Source organism: Lentzea jiangxiensis (assembly GCF_900104175.1).
GTDB lineage: Bacteria > Actinomycetota > Actinomycetes > Mycobacteriales > Pseudonocardiaceae > Lentzea > Lentzea jiangxiensis.
This window is the reverse complement of the sequence record NZ_FNIX01000044.1, coordinates 1-16,951: the sequence shown is the minus strand read 5'-3', so window position 1 is coordinate 16,951 and position 16,951 is coordinate 1. Positions and strand designations below refer to the sequence as shown.

11 protein-coding genes and 2 pseudogenes are annotated in these 16,951 nt (G+C 65.9%); 4 read left to right on the top strand and 9 right to left on the bottom strand.

Going from position 1 to position 16,951, the window contains the following annotated elements:
- Positions 1 to 1,163 (bottom strand): terpene synthase family protein (locus tag BLQ91_RS39635; protein WP_425412582.1); only part of this gene is annotated, 1,163 nt, incomplete at its 3' end.
- A 379-nt stretch (positions 1,164 to 1,542) separates the two neighbouring features.
- Between BLQ91_RS39635 and BLQ91_RS39630 the strand changes: the two genes are divergently transcribed.
- Complete coding sequence (locus tag BLQ91_RS39630) at positions 1,543 to 1,995, top strand: lipocalin-like domain-containing protein (RefSeq protein ID WP_090105713.1); 453 nt, start codon at positions 1,543 to 1,545, stop codon at positions 1,993 to 1,995.
- 86 nt (positions 1,996 to 2,081) lie between these two features.
- Here the strand turns inward: BLQ91_RS39630 and BLQ91_RS39625 are convergent, their stop codons facing one another.
- The 3 genes from BLQ91_RS39625 to BLQ91_RS39615 are packed head-to-tail and all read right to left on the bottom strand — an operon-like array spanning position 2,082 to position 5,530.
- Positions 2,082 to 2,750, bottom strand: coding sequence for a response regulator (locus BLQ91_RS39625; protein ID WP_245734324.1), 669 nt, complete (start codon positions 2,748 to 2,750; stop codon positions 2,082 to 2,084).
- 19 nt (positions 2,751 to 2,769) lie between these two features.
- Positions 2,770 to 5,316 carry a histidine kinase gene (locus BLQ91_RS39620; protein ID WP_090105709.1) on the bottom strand — a complete coding sequence of 849 codons (2,547 nt, stop codon included), beginning with the start codon at positions 5,314 to 5,316 and terminating at the stop codon, positions 2,770 to 2,772.
- Between the two features lie 4 nt (positions 5,317 to 5,320).
- Positions 5,321 to 5,530, bottom strand: a complete 210-nt coding sequence (locus tag BLQ91_RS39615; RefSeq protein WP_143023109.1) for a hypothetical protein — start codon at positions 5,528 to 5,530, stop codon at positions 5,321 to 5,323.
- Between the two features lie 266 nt (positions 5,531 to 5,796).
- Here BLQ91_RS39615 and BLQ91_RS39610 point away from each other — a divergent pair, with 266 nt between their 5' ends.
- Positions 5,797 to 6,270 (top strand): ANTAR domain-containing protein, encoded by a 474-nt coding sequence (locus BLQ91_RS39610; protein WP_090105705.1) that lies wholly within the window; start codon positions 5,797 to 5,799, stop codon positions 6,268 to 6,270.
- Here BLQ91_RS39610 and BLQ91_RS39605 read toward each other — a convergent pair.
- Positions 6,183 to 8,927, bottom strand: coding sequence for a LuxR C-terminal-related transcriptional regulator (locus tag BLQ91_RS39605; RefSeq protein ID WP_176960215.1), 2,745 nt, complete (start codon positions 8,925 to 8,927; stop codon positions 6,183 to 6,185). The two genes, BLQ91_RS39610 and BLQ91_RS39605, sit on opposite strands and share 88 nt — an antisense overlap.
- Positions 8,928 to 9,306: 379 nt before the next feature.
- On the opposite strand from BLQ91_RS39605, the gene BLQ91_RS39600 reads away from it, so the two are divergent.
- Positions 9,307 to 9,936, top strand: a complete 630-nt coding sequence (locus tag BLQ91_RS39600; RefSeq protein ID WP_176960214.1) for an NUDIX hydrolase — start codon at positions 9,307 to 9,309, stop codon at positions 9,934 to 9,936.
- Between the two features lie 1,064 nt (positions 9,937 to 11,000).
- Positions 11,001 to 11,477, top strand: a complete 477-nt coding sequence (locus BLQ91_RS40900) for a hypothetical protein (protein ID WP_143023108.1) — start codon at positions 11,001 to 11,003, stop codon at positions 11,475 to 11,477.
- 1,023 nt (positions 11,478 to 12,500) lie between these two features.
- Here the strand turns inward: BLQ91_RS40900 and BLQ91_RS40895 are convergent.
- From BLQ91_RS40895 to BLQ91_RS39575, 4 genes and pseudogenes are all read right to left on the bottom strand, one after another.
- The gene (locus BLQ91_RS40895; protein WP_143023107.1) at positions 12,501 to 12,992 is read right to left on the bottom strand and encodes a hypothetical protein; all 492 of its coding nucleotides are present in this window, start codon (positions 12,990 to 12,992) and stop codon (positions 12,501 to 12,503) included.
- A gap of 423 nt (positions 12,993 to 13,415) precedes the next feature.
- Positions 13,416 to 13,853 (bottom strand): DUF4232 domain-containing protein, encoded by a 438-nt coding sequence (locus tag BLQ91_RS39595; RefSeq protein ID WP_143023106.1) that lies wholly within the window; start codon positions 13,851 to 13,853, stop codon positions 13,416 to 13,418.
- A gap of 538 nt (positions 13,854 to 14,391) precedes the next feature.
- Positions 14,392 to 16,289, bottom strand: a pseudogene (locus tag BLQ91_RS43250) (hypothetical protein).
- 328 nt (positions 16,290 to 16,617) lie between these two features.
- Positions 16,618 to 16,944 (bottom strand): annotated as a pseudogene (locus BLQ91_RS39575) (helix-turn-helix domain-containing protein); the annotation flags it as partial.
- Between the last annotated feature and the right edge of the window lie 7 nt (positions 16,945 to 16,951).

Below are 16,951 nucleotides of genomic sequence, written 5' to 3'. Positions count from 1 at the left end.
CAGAAGACGGAGACCAGGTCGGCATCGCCGGTGCGCCGGATCCGCCCGGAGGTGCGAACGGCGAGGGACTTCGCCAGGTCGAAAGCCTTCTCGCTCAATGAGTTCATCGCGCGGCCGCGGAACGCCGGTGACATGAGCGCACGGTGTGCGGTGTGCTCGGAGTCGCTCATCTCCAGCAGGATCCGGCCCACCACCGGGCCGCTCTGCCAGTTGTAGTTCGCGGAGGAGAAACGGCTGTCGCACAAGGCTGTCCGCACGTCCCTGTACCGGCTGAGCACCCACGCGTCCAACGGCTCGTCCCGCATTACCGGGAAGTCCTCGCGCAGCCGTTCGTAGACCGGGTAAGGATCCCGCTCGAACTCGGCCCAGATCAGGCTCAGCGGGGTGAGGCTGGTGTCGACCGCACCGCGGTCGCGGTCCCGCCAGTGGTAACGACTGGACTTCTGGTGCCAGACGAGAACATCCACCATCGCGGTCGCCAACCGCGATGCCAGCGCCACCGGCTCTCCGTGCCGGCGGAACTCCTCGACCTGGTCGTAGATCATCGCCGCCGCGGTGTCCACCGCCTCCTGCCACGAACACCCGCGCTCGTCGTGCAGGACCCGCACCAGGTTGGCCTCCTCGCCCAGCAGCAGATCCTTCTCCAGCGAGTAGATGTCGTTCACCCACCCCAGCACGTTTCCCGCGCAACGCCGCACCACGCCGGCGTCATCGACGTCCAGCAAGTGGATGACCTCGATCAGGTCGAACAGGATGTCCGCGCCGAACAGCTCCACGCGCAACGGGATATAGTTGTCGAGCGCGACCGGCACGCTGTCGGCCCGCCGGTCGACGACCTCGCACTGCGCGGCCAGATACCGGGCGATGTGCTCGGCGAAGGCGGCCTGGCGGTCCGGGCCGACGAGATCGCGGGTGCGTGGCCACAGGTCCTCTGCTAGCACGCGGAGCATCGGGTCCTGGTGGGACTGCCGGTCCCCGTTCAGCACCCCGGCGGCGGCCTTCGCGAACTCGGTGAGCACACCGTCGCCCGCCCACTGCCCGTCATCCACCCGGTCATCGAGCAGCAACGTCCAGACGAACCACTGCAGCAACACCAGTGCGCGGTCGGGCGGCGCGCCTCCGGTCAGCGCGAGACCGACGTCCAGCACACCCGAGTCCCGCATCCGGTCCCGTCCACGCCGGCCGACCAGACCCCGGTCGTGACTCCAGCCGATCACACTGTCGACCAGCCGCCCTGCCGAAGCCGTGCGATCGGACGGAGAGAACGGAAGAACGATGTCAGGCAACCGGAACGACGCCGGGGTCTGCGTCTGGGTGTTCACAAGGCTTCCTCACTCTTGTGCCGTTCTCGGCAGACGACACCTGGCTACCGCCTGGCTGAGCCCAGAACACCGCACCCACCTCTGAGGTGCCATGCAGAAGAACTGGCAGACACACCTGTTCCGTGGTTCTTGCCGGTGGATCTGCGTGGTGCGACCGACCGGGCTGCGAGTTGATGGACGGGCGCAGCGACCACATGCAACGCGGAGGAGCGGGATGCCCATGAACGGTGACGAGCTGAGGCTCGCGGAGCTGGCCGGGGCGTGGTCCCTGACCAGCATCACGGCCGTCGGTCCGCGCGGTACCGCTGTGCTGGAACATCCGTTGGTGGAAGGGCTGCTGACCTATGCCTCGAGCGGCCACATGTCAGTTGTCGTCCAAGCGCCCGAGGGCCTTTACGGTTGCGCGCTGGTGGCCTGCGCGGGCCGCGTCACCATCGACGGCGACCGGCTCGTTCACCACGTCACCGTCGGAGCGGAGCCGACGGGTGCGGGAGCTGCGCTGACCGGCACGGCCTCCCCCGTCCGCTCCGCCGCCATGACGCTCACACTCATCGGCCGGATCAACGACACCACGACCATCATGACGTGGCGCAGGAACCCACCACTCGCGACGCCGGTGCAGGCCCGCCGGAGCGGGATCCGCCGGCTCCGCAGTGACTACCTGCCGCGCTGATCGTTCCCCGCTGACGACGTGCCGCGGTGAGGCTCCCGCCAGACCGGCCGCGGCGCCCGGCCGACTACGAGCTCACTGCCACGAGCTCACTGGGCGATGACAAGCCCTTCCTTGACGGCCCACAACGCCGCCTGCGTCCTCGACGTCAGGTGCAGCTTCGCCAGCACGTTGCTCACATGGGTGCGAGCGGTGCGTTCGCTGATCGACAGCTCGTCGGCGATCTCCTGGTTCGACCGGCCCCCGGCGATGAGGACCAGGATCTCCCGTTCCCTGGTGGTGAGGGATGACTTATGGTCCTGCTGCTTCACGTACGACCTCGTGAGCCGCTTGGCGACCTCCGCGTGCAGGTGCACCTGACCGCGCCAGGCAGCCCGCACGGCCGCGACGACCTCGTCCGCCTCGGCGTCCTTGAGGAGGTAGCCAGACGCCCCCGCCTCGAGCACGAGGTGCACCCGCTCGGTCTCGCTGAAGCTCGTCAGGGCGACGACCTGCACTTCCGGGTGCTTCTGCTTGATCACGCGCGTGGCGCCGATCCCGTCGAGCCTCGGCATCATCAGGTCCATCAGCACGACGTCGGGCAGCCTGTCCTCGAGCGCGGCGATCGCGAGCGCGTCCACGGCCTCCTGCCCGTCGACCGCCTCCCCCACCACGAGAACGTCCTCGATCTGGTCGAGGAACACCCGCATCCCCTTGCGCACCACCGAGTGGTCGTCCACCAAGAAGACCTTGATGCGGCTGTCCTTCTCGTCTTCCACAGTCCTGCTCCTGTCCATTTCAGACGAACACGTTGGGCACCACGGCGCGCACCGTCGTACTGCCCTCGGGAGGACTGGTGATCGTTAGCTCTCCTCCGATCTTCGTGATGCGTTCCCGCATGCAGCCGAGGCCGAGATGGCCTGGGAACGTGCCCGTCGTGTCGAATCCCTTGCCGTCATCGGTGACCTCTACGACGAGGTGGCCGTCCTTCCGGTGAATCCTGATGTCGATCCGCGTGGGATCGGCGTGCTTGACGCTGTTGTACGCGGCCTCCTGCACGACTCGGAAGAGCTCCGCTTCGGACCGTTCGTCCAGCTCCAGGCGGTCGTGCGAGGTGTCCACGTGCACGTCGATGCCTTCCCGTGCCGCGATCGCCTTCGCCTTCTGCCGAATCGCCTGAACGAGCCCATCCTCGTGCAGCGCGTCTGGCCGCAGCTGGAACAACGCCGCGCGCATCTCCGCCAAGGCGCCCTGGGTGAGGCTCCGCAGCTCCGCCAAGCCCTGCACGACAGCGCCTTCGGGGTCGTTGCCCTCCTTCACGACCGCGAGCTCGACAGCTCTGGTGTGCAGCGTCATCGAGAACAACGCCTGCGAGACGGAGTCGTGCAGTTCCCGGGCCAGCCGGTGGCGTTCTTCGAGCGTGGCGAACTGCGAGGCCTCGTCGAGCAGGTCAATGATCTCCTCGGCGGTCAGCTTCTCCTCGCTGACGACGGAGGAGACCAGGATCCGGGCGGACGCCGTTCCCACCGAACCCGCCAGCACGGACTCCACGTGCTCGACGAGCCCGTTGGGCGCGTCGGCGCCGAGCGCCAGCGGCATGGCCCTCTGGTCGGCGAAGTCGTCGAGCGCCTTTCTGGCGGTGGTCCGTCCGACGAAACGTTCCAGCAGATCCCGCAGGCTCCGCACCGTCACCGGCGACCGCCTGGTGAGCGTGCGCCGCGAGTCCACTCCGTCGACGAAGACCACCGCCTCGGCGCACTCCGCGGCACTGGTCCGCCCGAGAAGCGAGACCGTGAGGAAGGCGCCCAGGTTGACCAGCATGCTCCAGAACAGCGAGTGCACGACGGGTTCCATCCCTGTCATGCCGAAGAGCGCGTACGGCCGCAACGCCTCGATCCCGAACGGCCCGTCGCGCAGGAACGCCAAGTCGACGATGCCCGCGTCGGTGAAAGTCGGTATCAGCAACGTGTACGCCCACACCACGAACCCGCCCAGCAGCCCCGCGAACACACCGCGCCGGCTGCCTCCGCGCCAAAACAGCGCTCCGAGCACGGCGGGTGCCAGCTGCGCCACACCGGCGAAGCTCACCAGACCGATCGAGGCCAGCGCGGCACCGCTGCCGGCCGCCCGACAGTACATGTAGCCGAGCAGCATGACGGCGGCAATGGTAGCCCTGCGCATCAGCAGGATCGGCAGCGCCAGCTCGCCCCGGCGCGCCAGCGAAGGCCTTAGCCGCAACAACAAGGGCAGCAGGACCGAGTTCGACACCATCGTGCTCAACGCGATCGTCTCGACGATCACCATTCCGGTCGCCGCCGCGAGACCACCGATGAACACCAGGACCGTCAACGTCTCCTGGCCGTGCGCCATCGGCAGATTCAGCACGTAGGTGTCGGCGTCGACGCCGTCCCCGAAGGTCAGCAGACCGGCCGCGGCGATCGGCAGCACGAAGATGTTGATCAGCAGCAGGTACAGGGGGAACATCCACGTGGCGCGCTTGAGGTGGCGCTCGTCGAGGTTCTCCACCACCGCGACCTGCCATTGCCTCGGCAGCAGCAGCACCGCCACCCCCGCCAGCACGATCGTCCAGCTCCAGGTCGGGCCGGTCATGCCCAGCTCCGACAGCTGGGTCAGGTTCCTCTCCGCGGCTTTGGTGAACAAGTCGCCGAAGCCGTCGAACAGCACGAAGGTCACGTAGATGCCGAGCGCGACGAAGGCGACGAGCTTGACCACGGACTCCACCGCGATCGCGGCCATCATCCCCGCGTGCCGCTCGGTCGCGTCGAGCTGCCGCGTGCCGAACAGCACGGTGAATCCGGCCAGGATCACCGCGATGTAGAACCCCGTGTCGGTCAGGAAGCTCGAGTGGGCACCGCCCGCCACCGATGCCGAGCCAGACTCGCCGGTGATCAGCTCGAACGTCGCCGACACCGCTTTGAGCTGCAGTGCGATGTACGGGATGACCGCGACGACGGCGACCACGGTGACGAGACCGCCGAGCAATGAGCTCTTGCCGTACCTCGCCGACACGAAGTCGGCGAGCGAGGTGATCCGGTCGCGTTTGCTGATTCGGATGATCCTGCGCAGCACGATCCAGCCGAAAGCGAACATGAGCGTCGGACCCAGGTAGATCGGGAGAAAGCTCATTCCAGACGTGGCCGCCCGGCCCACGCTGCCGTAATAGGTCCATGACGTGGCGAACACGGTCAGGGAAAGGGAATACACGATACTGTGGCTGATCCGCGGCCCTCGGCTCTGTGCGCGGAGGTCGGCGTAGTACGCCACGACAAAGAGTGCCCCTAAGTACAGGACGGCCACGGTGACGACGACCCAGAGGGGAAGCATCGGGCTACTCCGCCCTTCGTGAGAAGAGCGCGACCAGGAGGATCACCACGCTCCACGACACCAGGAGGTAGAGCCACAACCGTGACACCCCCAGGACGGGTCCCCCCCGGCTGAACAACGTGATTAGCGGTGGCACCAGGAGCACGAAGCCGAACAGGCCGCTCAGGGCGAGCCGACCGGCCGCCTCATCGTTGTCACCAGGCCCGCTCGCCATCGTTCTCCGTTCCGCCTTGCCCACCACCGCTGGGGAACAGGTTCTTCGAGCCACGTTGCGAGCGAGTAGGTCAAATGACTGTCTTTCCGCAAGTTCCCCCAGATTAGTGAACAGGCACCGCTGGTCACCGCGGGCCTGGCAGTCCCGCGTCGCCCCGCACTCAGTCATTTGACGCAGGCCGAAACACGTCATCGCGCCGTGCCGAACCGGAGCCGGACGGTGTTCCATGGATTACGAACGTCCCACCACATGCTGAAGGGAGACTCGTGACCGAGGTCGACGGCAGGATGTTCCGCGTAGTGCTCGTCGCGCGCGACCACCGCGTGCTGACGGCACTGCGGCAGTTGCTGCTCGCCGACGCCGACATCGATGTCGCCGCCGAGGTCCGTGCTCCGGGCCCCACCCGCACTCCGCTGCCCGACGGGCGGATCAGCTTCGTGGTCGCGGTCCTCGACGAGGGAGACGACCACGACATGCTCAGACTGATCACCGAGCTGGCGCGCGACGGCGTCCCCGTGGTGGTCCTGAGCTTCGACCCCGGGTTGCGCGGCCCCGCACTGGACGCCGGCGCCTGCCGGTTCCTGGACAAGGTCGACGGGCCAGAGCGCCTGCTGGACATCGTGGAGGACGTCAAGACCTCGTCCAGATCGCACTACCTGGGCGCACCGTCCGACAACGCGCTGAGCGCGTTGCTCAATCCGGCACGAGTCGCCACGCCGAGCTTCGGGAAGATCTTGTAGAGATGCGCGCCCACCGTCCTCGCGGACAGACCCAGCCGAGCCGCGATCTGCTTGTTGGTGAGCCCGCTCGCGGCCAGGCGGGCAATTCTTTCCTCCTGAGGCGTCAGCGTCGTGTGGCTGAGCTTCGCGTGGCCGGACATCGCCTGCGTTTCGCCCGCGAGACGCAGCTCGGCCTGCGCCATCGCCGCCCACGGTTCCGCGCCCAGCCGGACGAAGAGCTCCTCGGCCGTGCGCAGGTGCAGCCGGGCGTTCGCGGCGTGCTTGCCACGACGAAGCCGGACGCCGTAGGCGAGGTGGACGCGCGCCCGCGCGAACGGCCAGCGGTGTGCGCCTTCCACCGCCAATGCCTCCTCGAAGAGCTTGAGAGCCTCCCGCTCGTTCGCGGTGAGCGCGGCGGAACCGGTCACCAGCAGACGCGTTCGCGGCGAGATCGTGTCGATGCCCGCGTCCTTCACCGCCGCGGCGTGTGCACGGGCCTCCTCGACGCGTCCCATCCGGACGGCCGCCTCGACCAGATCGAACGACGACCACAGCGCCGGCAACGACGCGGTCGGCACCACACCGGGTGCGCAGATCCTCGTGGCTTCGACGTAAGCCTGCTCGTCATCACCTTTCGCGAGAGCGACGAGTGTGCGCGCCCAGAGGGCGAGACCGCACGGAATGCCGAGGCCTCTCGGCTCTGCCCAAGCGAGCACCTCGTCGCTCAGAGCGAGAGCCTCGTCCACACCGCCGCGCAGAGCGGCGAGCACCGCGAGCTGAGCGCGGAACTGGCAGGCGAGCATGACGAACGCGTTGGCCTCGGCGAGTTCCAGCCCGCGCAGGCCCACTGTCTCCGCTTCCGCCCACTGTCCACAGCCGAGGTAGTCGAAGCTCAACAGGGAACAGGCGGTCATCACGCGCACCTGCGCGTCGTCCGAGCTGTGGCGGTCGGCGAGTCGCTCGAGCTGGTCGCGATAGTCGGACAACGCGTCAATGGCCACGGCGATCCGGCCGCATTCGAGCGCGAGCTGGAGACCTGCGTCCGAGCTGGCCTCCGCGTAGTCCTCGGCGAGGCGCTCGCGCACCTCCTCCGCCGCGCGTGCCGGGTTGCTCAGCGCTTCGTACGCCATTCGCAACATCCGCGGCAGTTCGATCTCTTGACGCCGCAGCAGTGAATCGAACTCGCGCCAGAGATCCGCGCGGCCACCGCACTGTCCGAGTCCGATGAGCAGGTCCAGCGCGTACTCGCGCTGCTCAGGCCGTCCGTCCGCCTCGTCGACGAAACGCACCAGGAGCCGGTGCGCGGTGTCGAGTGCGCCACTGCGCCAGCACGAGTAGTAGACGGAGACAGCGACCTCGAACGAGCTGGGGGTATCGGCATCGCCGACCTCGCGCGCACGTCGCATGAGCGCGTACGCACGATCGAGCTGGCCACACCTCCAGTACCACCTCGCGGCCTTCGCGCAGAGCCTGGACCGTTCAGCGTTGGCCGGCGACAGTTCGGCCGCGCGCAGGAAGGCCTCCGCCGCGGCCGCGGTCCCTCCCTGCCGCGCCGCACGGTCGCCGATGCGCACCAGCGCCACCGCCACTTCCTCGTCCGGACGTTCGGCGGCCTCGGCGCGGTGCCAGGTCCGGCGTTCCTCGCTGTGAGCGGCCTGGGCCAGCATCGCGTGCGCTCGCCGGCACTCGTCCTTGGAGGCGAGCTGCACCACCGCCGCTTTGACGAGCGGGTGCAGGAACTCGAACCAGCCCGCCTCCGCATGCATCAGATTGCCTTCGACAGCGGGTCGGAGCGCGTTGACGAAGTCCTGTCCTCTTTGGGACGCAACGAGTTCCGCCACACTCTCTTCGCCGACGAACGCGTGGAGCAGCATCGCCCATCGGGTAGGCCCCGGAAGCCGGAGGATGCGATCGACGAAGATTGGCTCCATGCGCATGGCCGACGAGAGGAACCTCGGCAGGTCGACGATTCCCTCCCGTTGTCCCGGTGTGAGCGCTGCCGGCAACTCCCGCAGCAGGAGCGGGTTTCCGTCCGCCGCCGCCACCACCTTCGCCCGCACTCTCGGTGCCAGGTCCGGGTGCACGTGCTGCAGCAGGGTCTCGGCCGCCTCGTCGGCGATGGGACTGAGCTGGTGCCGCCGGAGCACCGCTGTGGTCAGCGGACCGGACGCGGCCTGCCGGGCGGCGGAAACTACGACGATCCGGTGCCCGCTGATCCTCCTGGCGCAGAAGGCGAGCACCTCCGCACTGTCCTGATCAATCCAGATCTCGTCGTCCACCAGGACGAGCAAGGGCCTGTCGTCCGCGGCGGCGGCCAGCGCGGCAAGCACCGCGACCGAGACGGCGAAGCGGTCCGACGGTTCGCCCTCGTCCATCACGAGTGCGTGCCTGAGCACCCGGCGATGAGGTTCGGCCAACCCCTCGACGTACGAGACGATCGGGTAGAGCAGCTGGTGGAGGCCGGAGAACACCAGCTCCGACTCGAACTGCGCACCGATCACCCGCAGAACGCGGAAACCGCGTTCTTCCGCCTCGCACGCGGCCAGTTCGAGAAGCGCCGTCTTACCCACGCCGACAGCTCCGGTAAAGAGCAGTGTGTCACCTTGAACACCTACTGAATCGAGCATGTTCAAAACCAGCGACGACTCAGCGGCACGGCCGAACAGTCCACCGTGCATCAGGCCACCTTTCACCAACCCTGAAGCCGCTACCACGCCGGGCATTATGTCCGAACCTCCCCCTCGAAGCGAGGACGCCTCCCCGCCGCTGAATTGATCGGGGTTCCCTCAGGATTGCCTCGTCGCGGCCATGCTAAGCGCGCGGCTGTGGCTCCAGACCAGCGGGCGGGTCACCCGTTCGGAGGACGACAGGTGACGTAAAGAGTTCGGAGATCCGTCCTGGTGACGACTTCCGAAACAGGACACATTTTCGCGGCAGTACGCCGATGTGGCCGCCGCCACCTAACCGGGATAGTTCCTTTAGCAAGAGCGCAGATCCCTTCTCCGAGAATCTGAGTGGAACGGAAGAAAGATGACCGGGAATCGTTTCATCGCCGAAATGAGCTCCTCCGCCCCGCAGTCTCCGGAGATCCGCTCCGCGAAGAAGCACGACCTGCCGGTGTGCGACGTGGTGTTCAAGGGCCACGAAGCAACGCTGACGTGGTGTGGCGACCCCAACGTTCTCCGCCACCTCGACCAAACGACCGTCCTCGGCGTCAGCCTGATCCCGTTCAGCCACTCCGGCGAGATCGTCATGGTCGACCTCGCCCGCGGGCTCGAGACCCCGGCCGGAACCGTCGGGGACACCGACGCCGACTTCGAGGCGACAGCGCGACGAGAAGCCTGGGAGGAGGCCGGGGTGACCCTGCGCGAGATCGCGCTGGTCGCGGTCGCGCTGGTCGCGGTCGCGCAGGTCGCGGTCGCGCAGGTCGCGGTCGCGCAGGTCGCGGTCGCGCAGGTCGCCTGGAAGAACCTGGACGCTTCCGCCGCCTTCATGCCCGTGTACACGGCGGAGGTCGAGACCATGCCGCCGTTCACGCAGTGCCACGAGTCGCGTGGACGCCGGCTCGTCAAGTGCGAGGACTTCATCAACAACCCGGGAGTCAGCACCGTCGCCCTGCGACGGCAGCTGATCGCCGACGCCAAAGCAGCGCTCGCCGGCCCGGTCAAGGGATCACTGGCGGCCTGACACCCGAGCCGCGATCACCTGGATTCGAACCGAACATCCCCCTCACCTTCTTTAAGGAGTCGTCATGGACCACAGCTGGGTTGACTAAGACTTCCACCTTCCCGACCGCAGTCCCGAGCACCCCCTTCCGTCAATTGTGGACGATCCGCGGTCGCCGACTGCGAACCGGCACAGGGCATCGGCCCGGAGGAGCATTCGGCAGAAGACAATGCACCCCAGAGCTCTTGACTCAAGGGGAAGCAGCGGGACGCCGCCAGCAGATGATGCCGCAGACCAGACTGAAGGAATCGTGACTGCCGCCGCGGATCTTCTAGCGAATCGGCGGCGGCGGAACCAGCGCAGCAACGCGAAGGCCTGCTCAACGCTCCAGCGATACACGCCCAGGCCGAAACCCTCGCCGTCGGTGGTTGACGCGGCCGGCCTGCTGCTGGCGGGTGATCCTCACGTCCGGCCAGCCCTGGGACCACACCCAACTGCAGTTGCTCGACGAGGTCCGGAGATCGAGGTGGACCGTGGCGGACGTACGGGTGGCCGACAAAACCTATTCAGCCGAGCACCCGCACGGTGTTACGACAGCGCCGAAGCAAGGCCACCACCTCTGAACGCACCGGCCAGATCGCCCACCGCAAGAAGCGACGTTCGGCCGGTCGCAGCTCACCGACCTCCGACTGGATCTCCAGAAGCTGCACAACGTCGTCGAGCGCTGCTTCAACCGGCTCAGACAATTCCCGGCCTGGCCACCAGATTCGCAAACGAGACACCTGTCATCGAGTCAAGATAGTCGGCGACCGCGTCGTCCTTCGCCTTCGGGGAGGTCCGCAGAACCCTCCCTGGTACGCCGATGATCACAGCCATCTTTATGCACAAGGCGTTCAAGCCTCTTGGCAGCACACTGCAACCGGCTCGACACCATTTCAGCCAGTCAAAACTGGCGGACAACGAGCAGAGCTTGGCAACGTTCAACTGTCACCCCAAGCAAAAACCGCAGAAAGTTGCGACGCGCCAACCCGTCTCAGCATCAGGCTGCAGCATCCACCGTCATCAGCCGCTCATACGGGTTCTGCATGTTGTTCTGCGTGTGGTTCTGCCTGGAGATACCACATGAGTTGCGCCATGGTAAAACCATGCCAAAGCAATCTGCACGACCGAAGATTCGCCTACTCGGCGCAGCGCTCCTCGCCGCCGTCTCGGCGATCGCCGCACCCTCTGCCGCGCAAGCCGCAGATTCCGGCAAGTACTGCCACAAACATGTTTTCAATCAAGTCATCGATGCGACGATCTGCCACCACTGGTGGCCAGACGGCAATGGCGCAACCAATGGATATTGGGAAGTCACAGAAATTCATGATGTCCAAGAAAATCGGCTCAGGATCGAAATCTGTAAAGACGGATTGCGATCCCAAGCCGACTGGAATAATACCCAATGGACGGGCGTCAAGTACATTTCTTTCCGCATCGTGGCCAACAAGGCCGGGTCGGGCAGGTCTCCAGACGGCTGGCGGCCTAGGCTGCTACTCGGACTGCCCAACTACAATTGCTAGGAACAAGTTCTGGCTCGGTCCCGCAGCGTCCATGCGGGACCGAGCCATACCGACATTTCGGAGCCGTCATCGCTCGCGGAACCGAACTCCCAGGCAGCAAGCGGCGGAAACATGGAATTTTCGACAGCTGTGCACGAACTTAGGAAAGTTGTCGGCGGGCGCCGATGCCAGGAAATCTCGATCAAAACACGTCGATTCCGACGGTGGCCAACTCGTCCCTCGGTGCAGCTCCGTACCTGAGCTCACCACCGCGAGTAGATTGTCGCGGCTAGTTGTGCTGCGTTGAGTCCGAGCCGGGTTGATCTCCATGAACGGAACCTTCGTCGCCCCCCAGGTGGGATGAGGGTTCCGTTCATCGACGAACAAACGCACCCGATCAGGAGGACGGGAAGGGATCAGCACCTGCAGGCGCCATCAACTCCCACCAACGTTAGAGGCGACAGTCTACTAGTGCAATAACACCTTTCTCTGGCGGTAAGCCAGTGCGCGGCGACGCCGTTTGGTTGACATCACGTCGCCGCTGGACGTGGTCCGCGAATCTGATCGCGCGAGCCTTGTCCTCGGGCTCCGGCGGAAACAACACAGCAGCTCGTGGTCAACGAGCAAGTGGACTTTCCAGGGATGTCGAGCCGCCAGCTCAAGCCCGATGACGGCGCTGGTGCTTCCACCAAACACCGATGCGGGTTCTCGACAAGGCCGCACAAGCAGCAGGTACACGTCTGCGCCCGCCTCTCAACCCGCAGCGCATCCGTGGTCCGGTCCTACGGGCTGCGTGTCAGCCCATGGCGGTCGTAGGTGATCACCTGATACAACCGGGCGCCGTGGTCGACCAGGGCATCCATACTGACGCCGTCCCGGCCGCCGCTGACTGGTAGTAGCAGTGGCGGCCCGGAACCCCGCCACGTAGTACAGGTTCGTCCTTGAGGCCCTGAGCACGCCTATAAGCTTCTCCACCGCCGGAACGAGCCTGGCTGCCGACAATTCAAAGCGCATTGAAACGCGCACACCTCTTCAGCAGAGCATTCATCCAGTCGGCGTGATTTGTTGCGGCCTCGTACACGAGTCCCCGGCGACACAACCAGCGACCCAAACATCCCTCACTGGTTCGCGAAAAGTTCCGCTCTCCTTCAGAGTGTATATTTCTCCCGCAATCCGTGCGGCCAGATAGGCCGAGCCTTTTGTGGTGTCAATGTCGCGCCAAGAGAACTCGAAGAAGCGGGTCCTCGGAATCTGCACCAGCGAGAGGCACACGTCGACGGTGTACTTGTCCGTCCCTGGTACCGCCAGGTGGTACGGCTTGCAATCGCCTGCGGTGCTCTGCGCGATGGCCGCCTCGCTCCCGGTGACCAGCAGCGCGGCGCTGACTCCCAGCGCTGCGAACGCGGCACTGACTTTGGCCTTGCCCACAATGTTCCTTTCTACGTGCCACGATGCAGAGATGCCAGGTTTTCCAGACCTGCCGCGCAAACAGCTTTCATCCTGTGAGATCACGTTGTTCTGGATCTTGCCCTGCACGCTATTCTCATCAATATCGGATGATCTGCAAGTACAGTTCACCCATCCTGACCGTGTCGGCCAGGCAGAACCAGCGGCAGAAAATCTCAGACATTTTTCGCGTGAATTCGCAGTTCAGCAGCCTGCTACCAGAAGAACCGTGCTCGTTCGAGGCGCACGCCTCGAAACGGACGGGATCGGAAGCGTGTTGACTTGAGCGAAACTGCTATGCCCAGGTTCGACAATGACGACAAGACCGCCATCGGCAGCCTGTTACCTGTCTACCGGTCCTCCGATCAAACCGGTCTTGCCGCGCTACAGGAACACGAAGGGCTCCGGACAGCGAAGTGGTCGCGAAACGCTCCCTTTCACGCCACGCCCAGAGGTCTTCACTGGCTTACGACAGGCCGTCACACGACCTGACCGGGACGACATCCTTAGATGTCACACCTGACCAGCCGGGGGCGACGGGCGGCGCGGCACAGCCCGGACGGCGCTGAAGTGGGCGTGCTTGGCGATCGAGCCAGGCGTCCAGGCGATCGTGGTGGTGGTGTTCTCGCCACTGGAGGGGATGTTAAACCTCAGCGAACTCACCGGAGTACCGGCCTCGTCACGGGTGTTGATGTCGATCTGGGCCAAGTGGTTCGCGTTGATGACGACGCGGGGCGTGGGAATCGGGGTGGCGGTGCTGATCGCGACAGGGGCGACCTCGCCGGAGGCGGTCAGGAAGTCCACGAGCGTGGGGCTGCCGCTGACGTAGCAGCTCACGCCGGGCTTCGCTTCGAGAGTCAGCGTGTAATCGTGCGAGCCGCCGCCGATGATCTCCGCGCTCACCCACACGTTGACGTCGGAGGCGTTGCACTGCACGCGGTCGGTGGGCATGGCGGAAGCGGTTCCGGCGAACACGGTCGTCGCCGCGGCGACGACTCCTGCAAGAACAATGCCGACGGGGGCAGTGCGACGGAGATTTTCACGGATGGTCAACGTCTGGCTCCTTCACTTCATCGATTGCCTGGAAGAGCACGCAGATGTCCGCGTCCTCGAAGTTTCTTGCCTGTATCCAGACGATAGCGATGAAGCAGGGTTGAACTCCATGCAGAAGGACTGACAGAAAGGCGAGTTCTGCCAGTGTTGTTCTGCCGGTGCGCCGCACAAGGCGCGGCTGACAGTGGAGAGCCACCTCAACCATGCCGCGCGCCGTGCCAGCTTGCGAACTTGTTGGCGGCAATTCGGTGCACCTCGTTCAGAGATTCGCCCTCACCGCCGAAACGGTCGCTATTTCGGTAGCGCCGTGCGCAACAGGTTCGCTCCACTGCGAGCATTCAGGTGAACCCTGCGACGCCCACGGAGTTGCTCAGTCGAGAGTGGAACGGCTGACCGGCACCGCACAGCGGGCCGAGCAGTCCTGCGCGGCCCCGAGTCACTGCAGTGCGGCGTCGGTGGCGACGACGCGCAGGTTGCGCAGGTGGTAGATCCGCTTGTCGTCGCCCCAGAGCCAGGCCTCAGCCGTGGCGCCGTTGTCGGTTACTTCGGTGATCTCCAGCTCGACCCGGATGACGCTGTTGCGTGGTGTGACCTGGCCGCGGTATTTCCACTCGACCTCGTGTCCGCCGGCGATGTCGAAGTGGCGGCCCAGTCACTTCCTGACACAGAAGTATTTCAGCAGCTGGATCATCGCCTCGACGCCGAGCGAACCCGGCTGGACGGGGTCCTGGAAGAAGTGGGCTTTAAAGAACCACTCGTCCGGGTCAACGTCCTTCTCGCTGCGCAGTCGGCCCAGGCGGCGCGCGCCGCCTTCCGGCCAGTAGCCGGTGACGCGGTCGATCATCGTGAGCATCGATTTGGGGATGTCCTCGTGGACCTCGCACGGTGCTTCCAGCGCGGCCCGTTCGTCGTCGGTCGGCGGCAGGCCGACCTGGTTCTCGAACGCCTCCTGCGGGAAGTATCCGAACACCGTTTTCAGGTCGAAGACGCGCTCGCCGTCGGCGTCGGCGTGCAGTTCGAAGCCGACGATGACCATGCCGGCCGACTTCGACAGCCGCGTGAGCGTCGTGCGGGTGGTGATTGTCCTCGTCCGCGCGGTGATCGTGCGGTGCAGCGTTCCGGTGCCGTCGACGTTGCGGAACAGCAGGTCGGTCTCGCTGGTCAGCGAGCAGTCGGCGTAGCTCGCGAGCCACCCGCACGGTTGCAGCGCGACCTCCATCAGCACGCCGAACGGCGTGGTGCCGTTGTGCTCTGCGAAGTACCAGGCGTCGGCCGGGGCGTCGTACTCGGCGGTGGCCGCGGTGCCGATCCGCAGGCCGTTCTGCGGCCCGTCAATCTCGGAGACGCGCGACATGAAGTGGTACGGCGGAGCGGGCACGCGGAGGCTGCGCCGGTCGCTGTCGAACACCTCGTGGCTCGGCCCGAACGCCTCGCTCGGCTTGCCCAACGCGGCCGCCAGCAGCGACTGGTAGCCGAACTGGAAGTTGTCGTGCGACGCGACCTGCTTGGGCTCGACGTGCGGGAGCGTCTTGAGCGGCCAGTCCGGGACGAGCCGCAACCGCACGCCCTCGGCCAGGAACGCCTTCACACCGTCCACAGTGCACAGAACGTCAGCGGTGAGCAGGTCGTGCCGCTCGTCCGTGACGAACACCTCGTAGGAGAGGTTCTTGCTCTCCGGCGTGACCTGGCCATGGCACCGCATCGGGATCGGCGCGCCCGGCGCCGGTTCGAGCCGCCAGCCGTCCTTGTCCGCCGTGTACCCCTTTGCGGTCAGGTAGTACGCCATGCTCTGCAAGCAGCCCTCGAACATCAGGGTCCCCGGCATGCACGGTCGTTCTTGAAGTGGCCGTCGAAGAACCAGTCGTCCTCGTGGATGGACAGCTCGGTCTTGACGTAACCCTCACGCAGGTCGCTGACCTTGTCGAACAGGTGGATCTGACTCGGCTTCGGCGTCCTGGTGCCAGCCGGGCGCGGGTGCGGGAGTGAACTGGTCGGTGGTGAGTGCCGATTGCTCAGATCACGCCGCCGGTGTTGGCGAGTTCGGCGGCGGTGAAGAAGCCCGCCTGACCATTCCGGACCAGTCAGTTTCAGCTCGTCTCCCACGTAGCAGTCGTAGTGGAAGAAGAACAACCTGATGCCGTCGTGCTCGCCGTGGCCGTCGATCGTGATCTGGTAGCGGAGAGTGTTGCCGGGTTCGGGAAGTGAGCCGTGGTAGGTGATCTCGCAGCCGAGGAGGCGGTAGATGCGCTCGCCCTTGGTCAGCAGGTCGACGCCGAGCCAGCTGATCAGCAGGAGGTCGGCCTGACCGGCCTCGGATATGATGCCCGCCGGCATGCGGCCGGCCGGGTCGAGGTACCAGGCGCCGTCCACGACGTCGGTCTCGGTCCAGATGGTGCCGGTGCCCATGCTGCCCGGTGCTGCGGCGATGCCGGTGACTCGGTCCGCCAGCAGCATCGGCGGGGCGGGCATGCGATCCGGTGCGAAACCGCCACAGGATCCCGTTAAACTAATCCCGCACCCGCCGCGGCAACGGACCCGTGGCCGCTACCGGCACATGCGGCTCGATCAGCGCCCACTCCGCATCGGTCACATCAAAACGCGCCACATCCGTGTTCTACCAGCGCGCCACCAGCCAACCTAGATCCGAACTTCAAACAGCTCCTAGGGCGCCGTCCACGATCAGCACGGTGTCCGGGCCGTGCTTGCGGGTCACCGGCGCGAGCGCAAGCAGCGGCGCCAGGTGCTCCACCACCCGGCCCGCCGCGGACTTCGAGATCCCGAACAGCAGCGCGACCTGCCGCAACGTCAGATCCGTCCGGTAGCACACCGCCACCAGCAACACCCGATCCGCCAGCGGCACACCCCACCGCCGGCCGCAGCCAGTCTGCTCACCACCCCGACGAGCCACGACCCGCACGAGCGTGCGGAACACCCGCACCGACAAGCCCGTGAACACCGGCACCCACTCCGGCCGATCCGCACTGATCACCTGCTCC

Excerpts from the sequence above, each read along its gene's own strand:
- BLQ91_RS39595 (WP_143023106.1), bottom strand. The coding sequence starts at position 13,853 with ATGCCCACCGACCGCGTGCAGTGCAACGCCTCCGACGTCAACGTGTGG.
- BLQ91_RS39605 (WP_176960215.1), bottom strand. The coding sequence starts at position 8,927 with ATGCACGGTGGACTGTTCGGCCGTGCCGCTGAGTCGTCGCTGGTTTTG.
- BLQ91_RS39620 (WP_090105709.1), bottom strand. The coding sequence starts at position 5,316 with ATGCTTCCCCTCTGGGTCGTCGTCACCGTGGCCGTCCTGTACTTAGGG.
- BLQ91_RS39600 (WP_176960214.1), top strand. The coding sequence starts at position 9,307 with ATGAGCTCCTCCGCCCCGCAGTCTCCGGAGATCCGCTCCGCGAAGAAG.
- BLQ91_RS39615 (WP_143023109.1), bottom strand. The coding sequence starts at position 5,530 with ATGGCGAGCGGGCCTGGTGACAACGATGAGGCGGCCGGTCGGCTCGCC.
- BLQ91_RS40900 (WP_143023108.1), top strand. The coding sequence starts at position 11,001 with ATGTTGTTCTGCGTGTGGTTCTGCCTGGAGATACCACATGAGTTGCGC.
- BLQ91_RS39630 (WP_090105713.1), top strand. The coding sequence starts at position 1,543 with ATGAACGGTGACGAGCTGAGGCTCGCGGAGCTGGCCGGGGCGTGGTCC.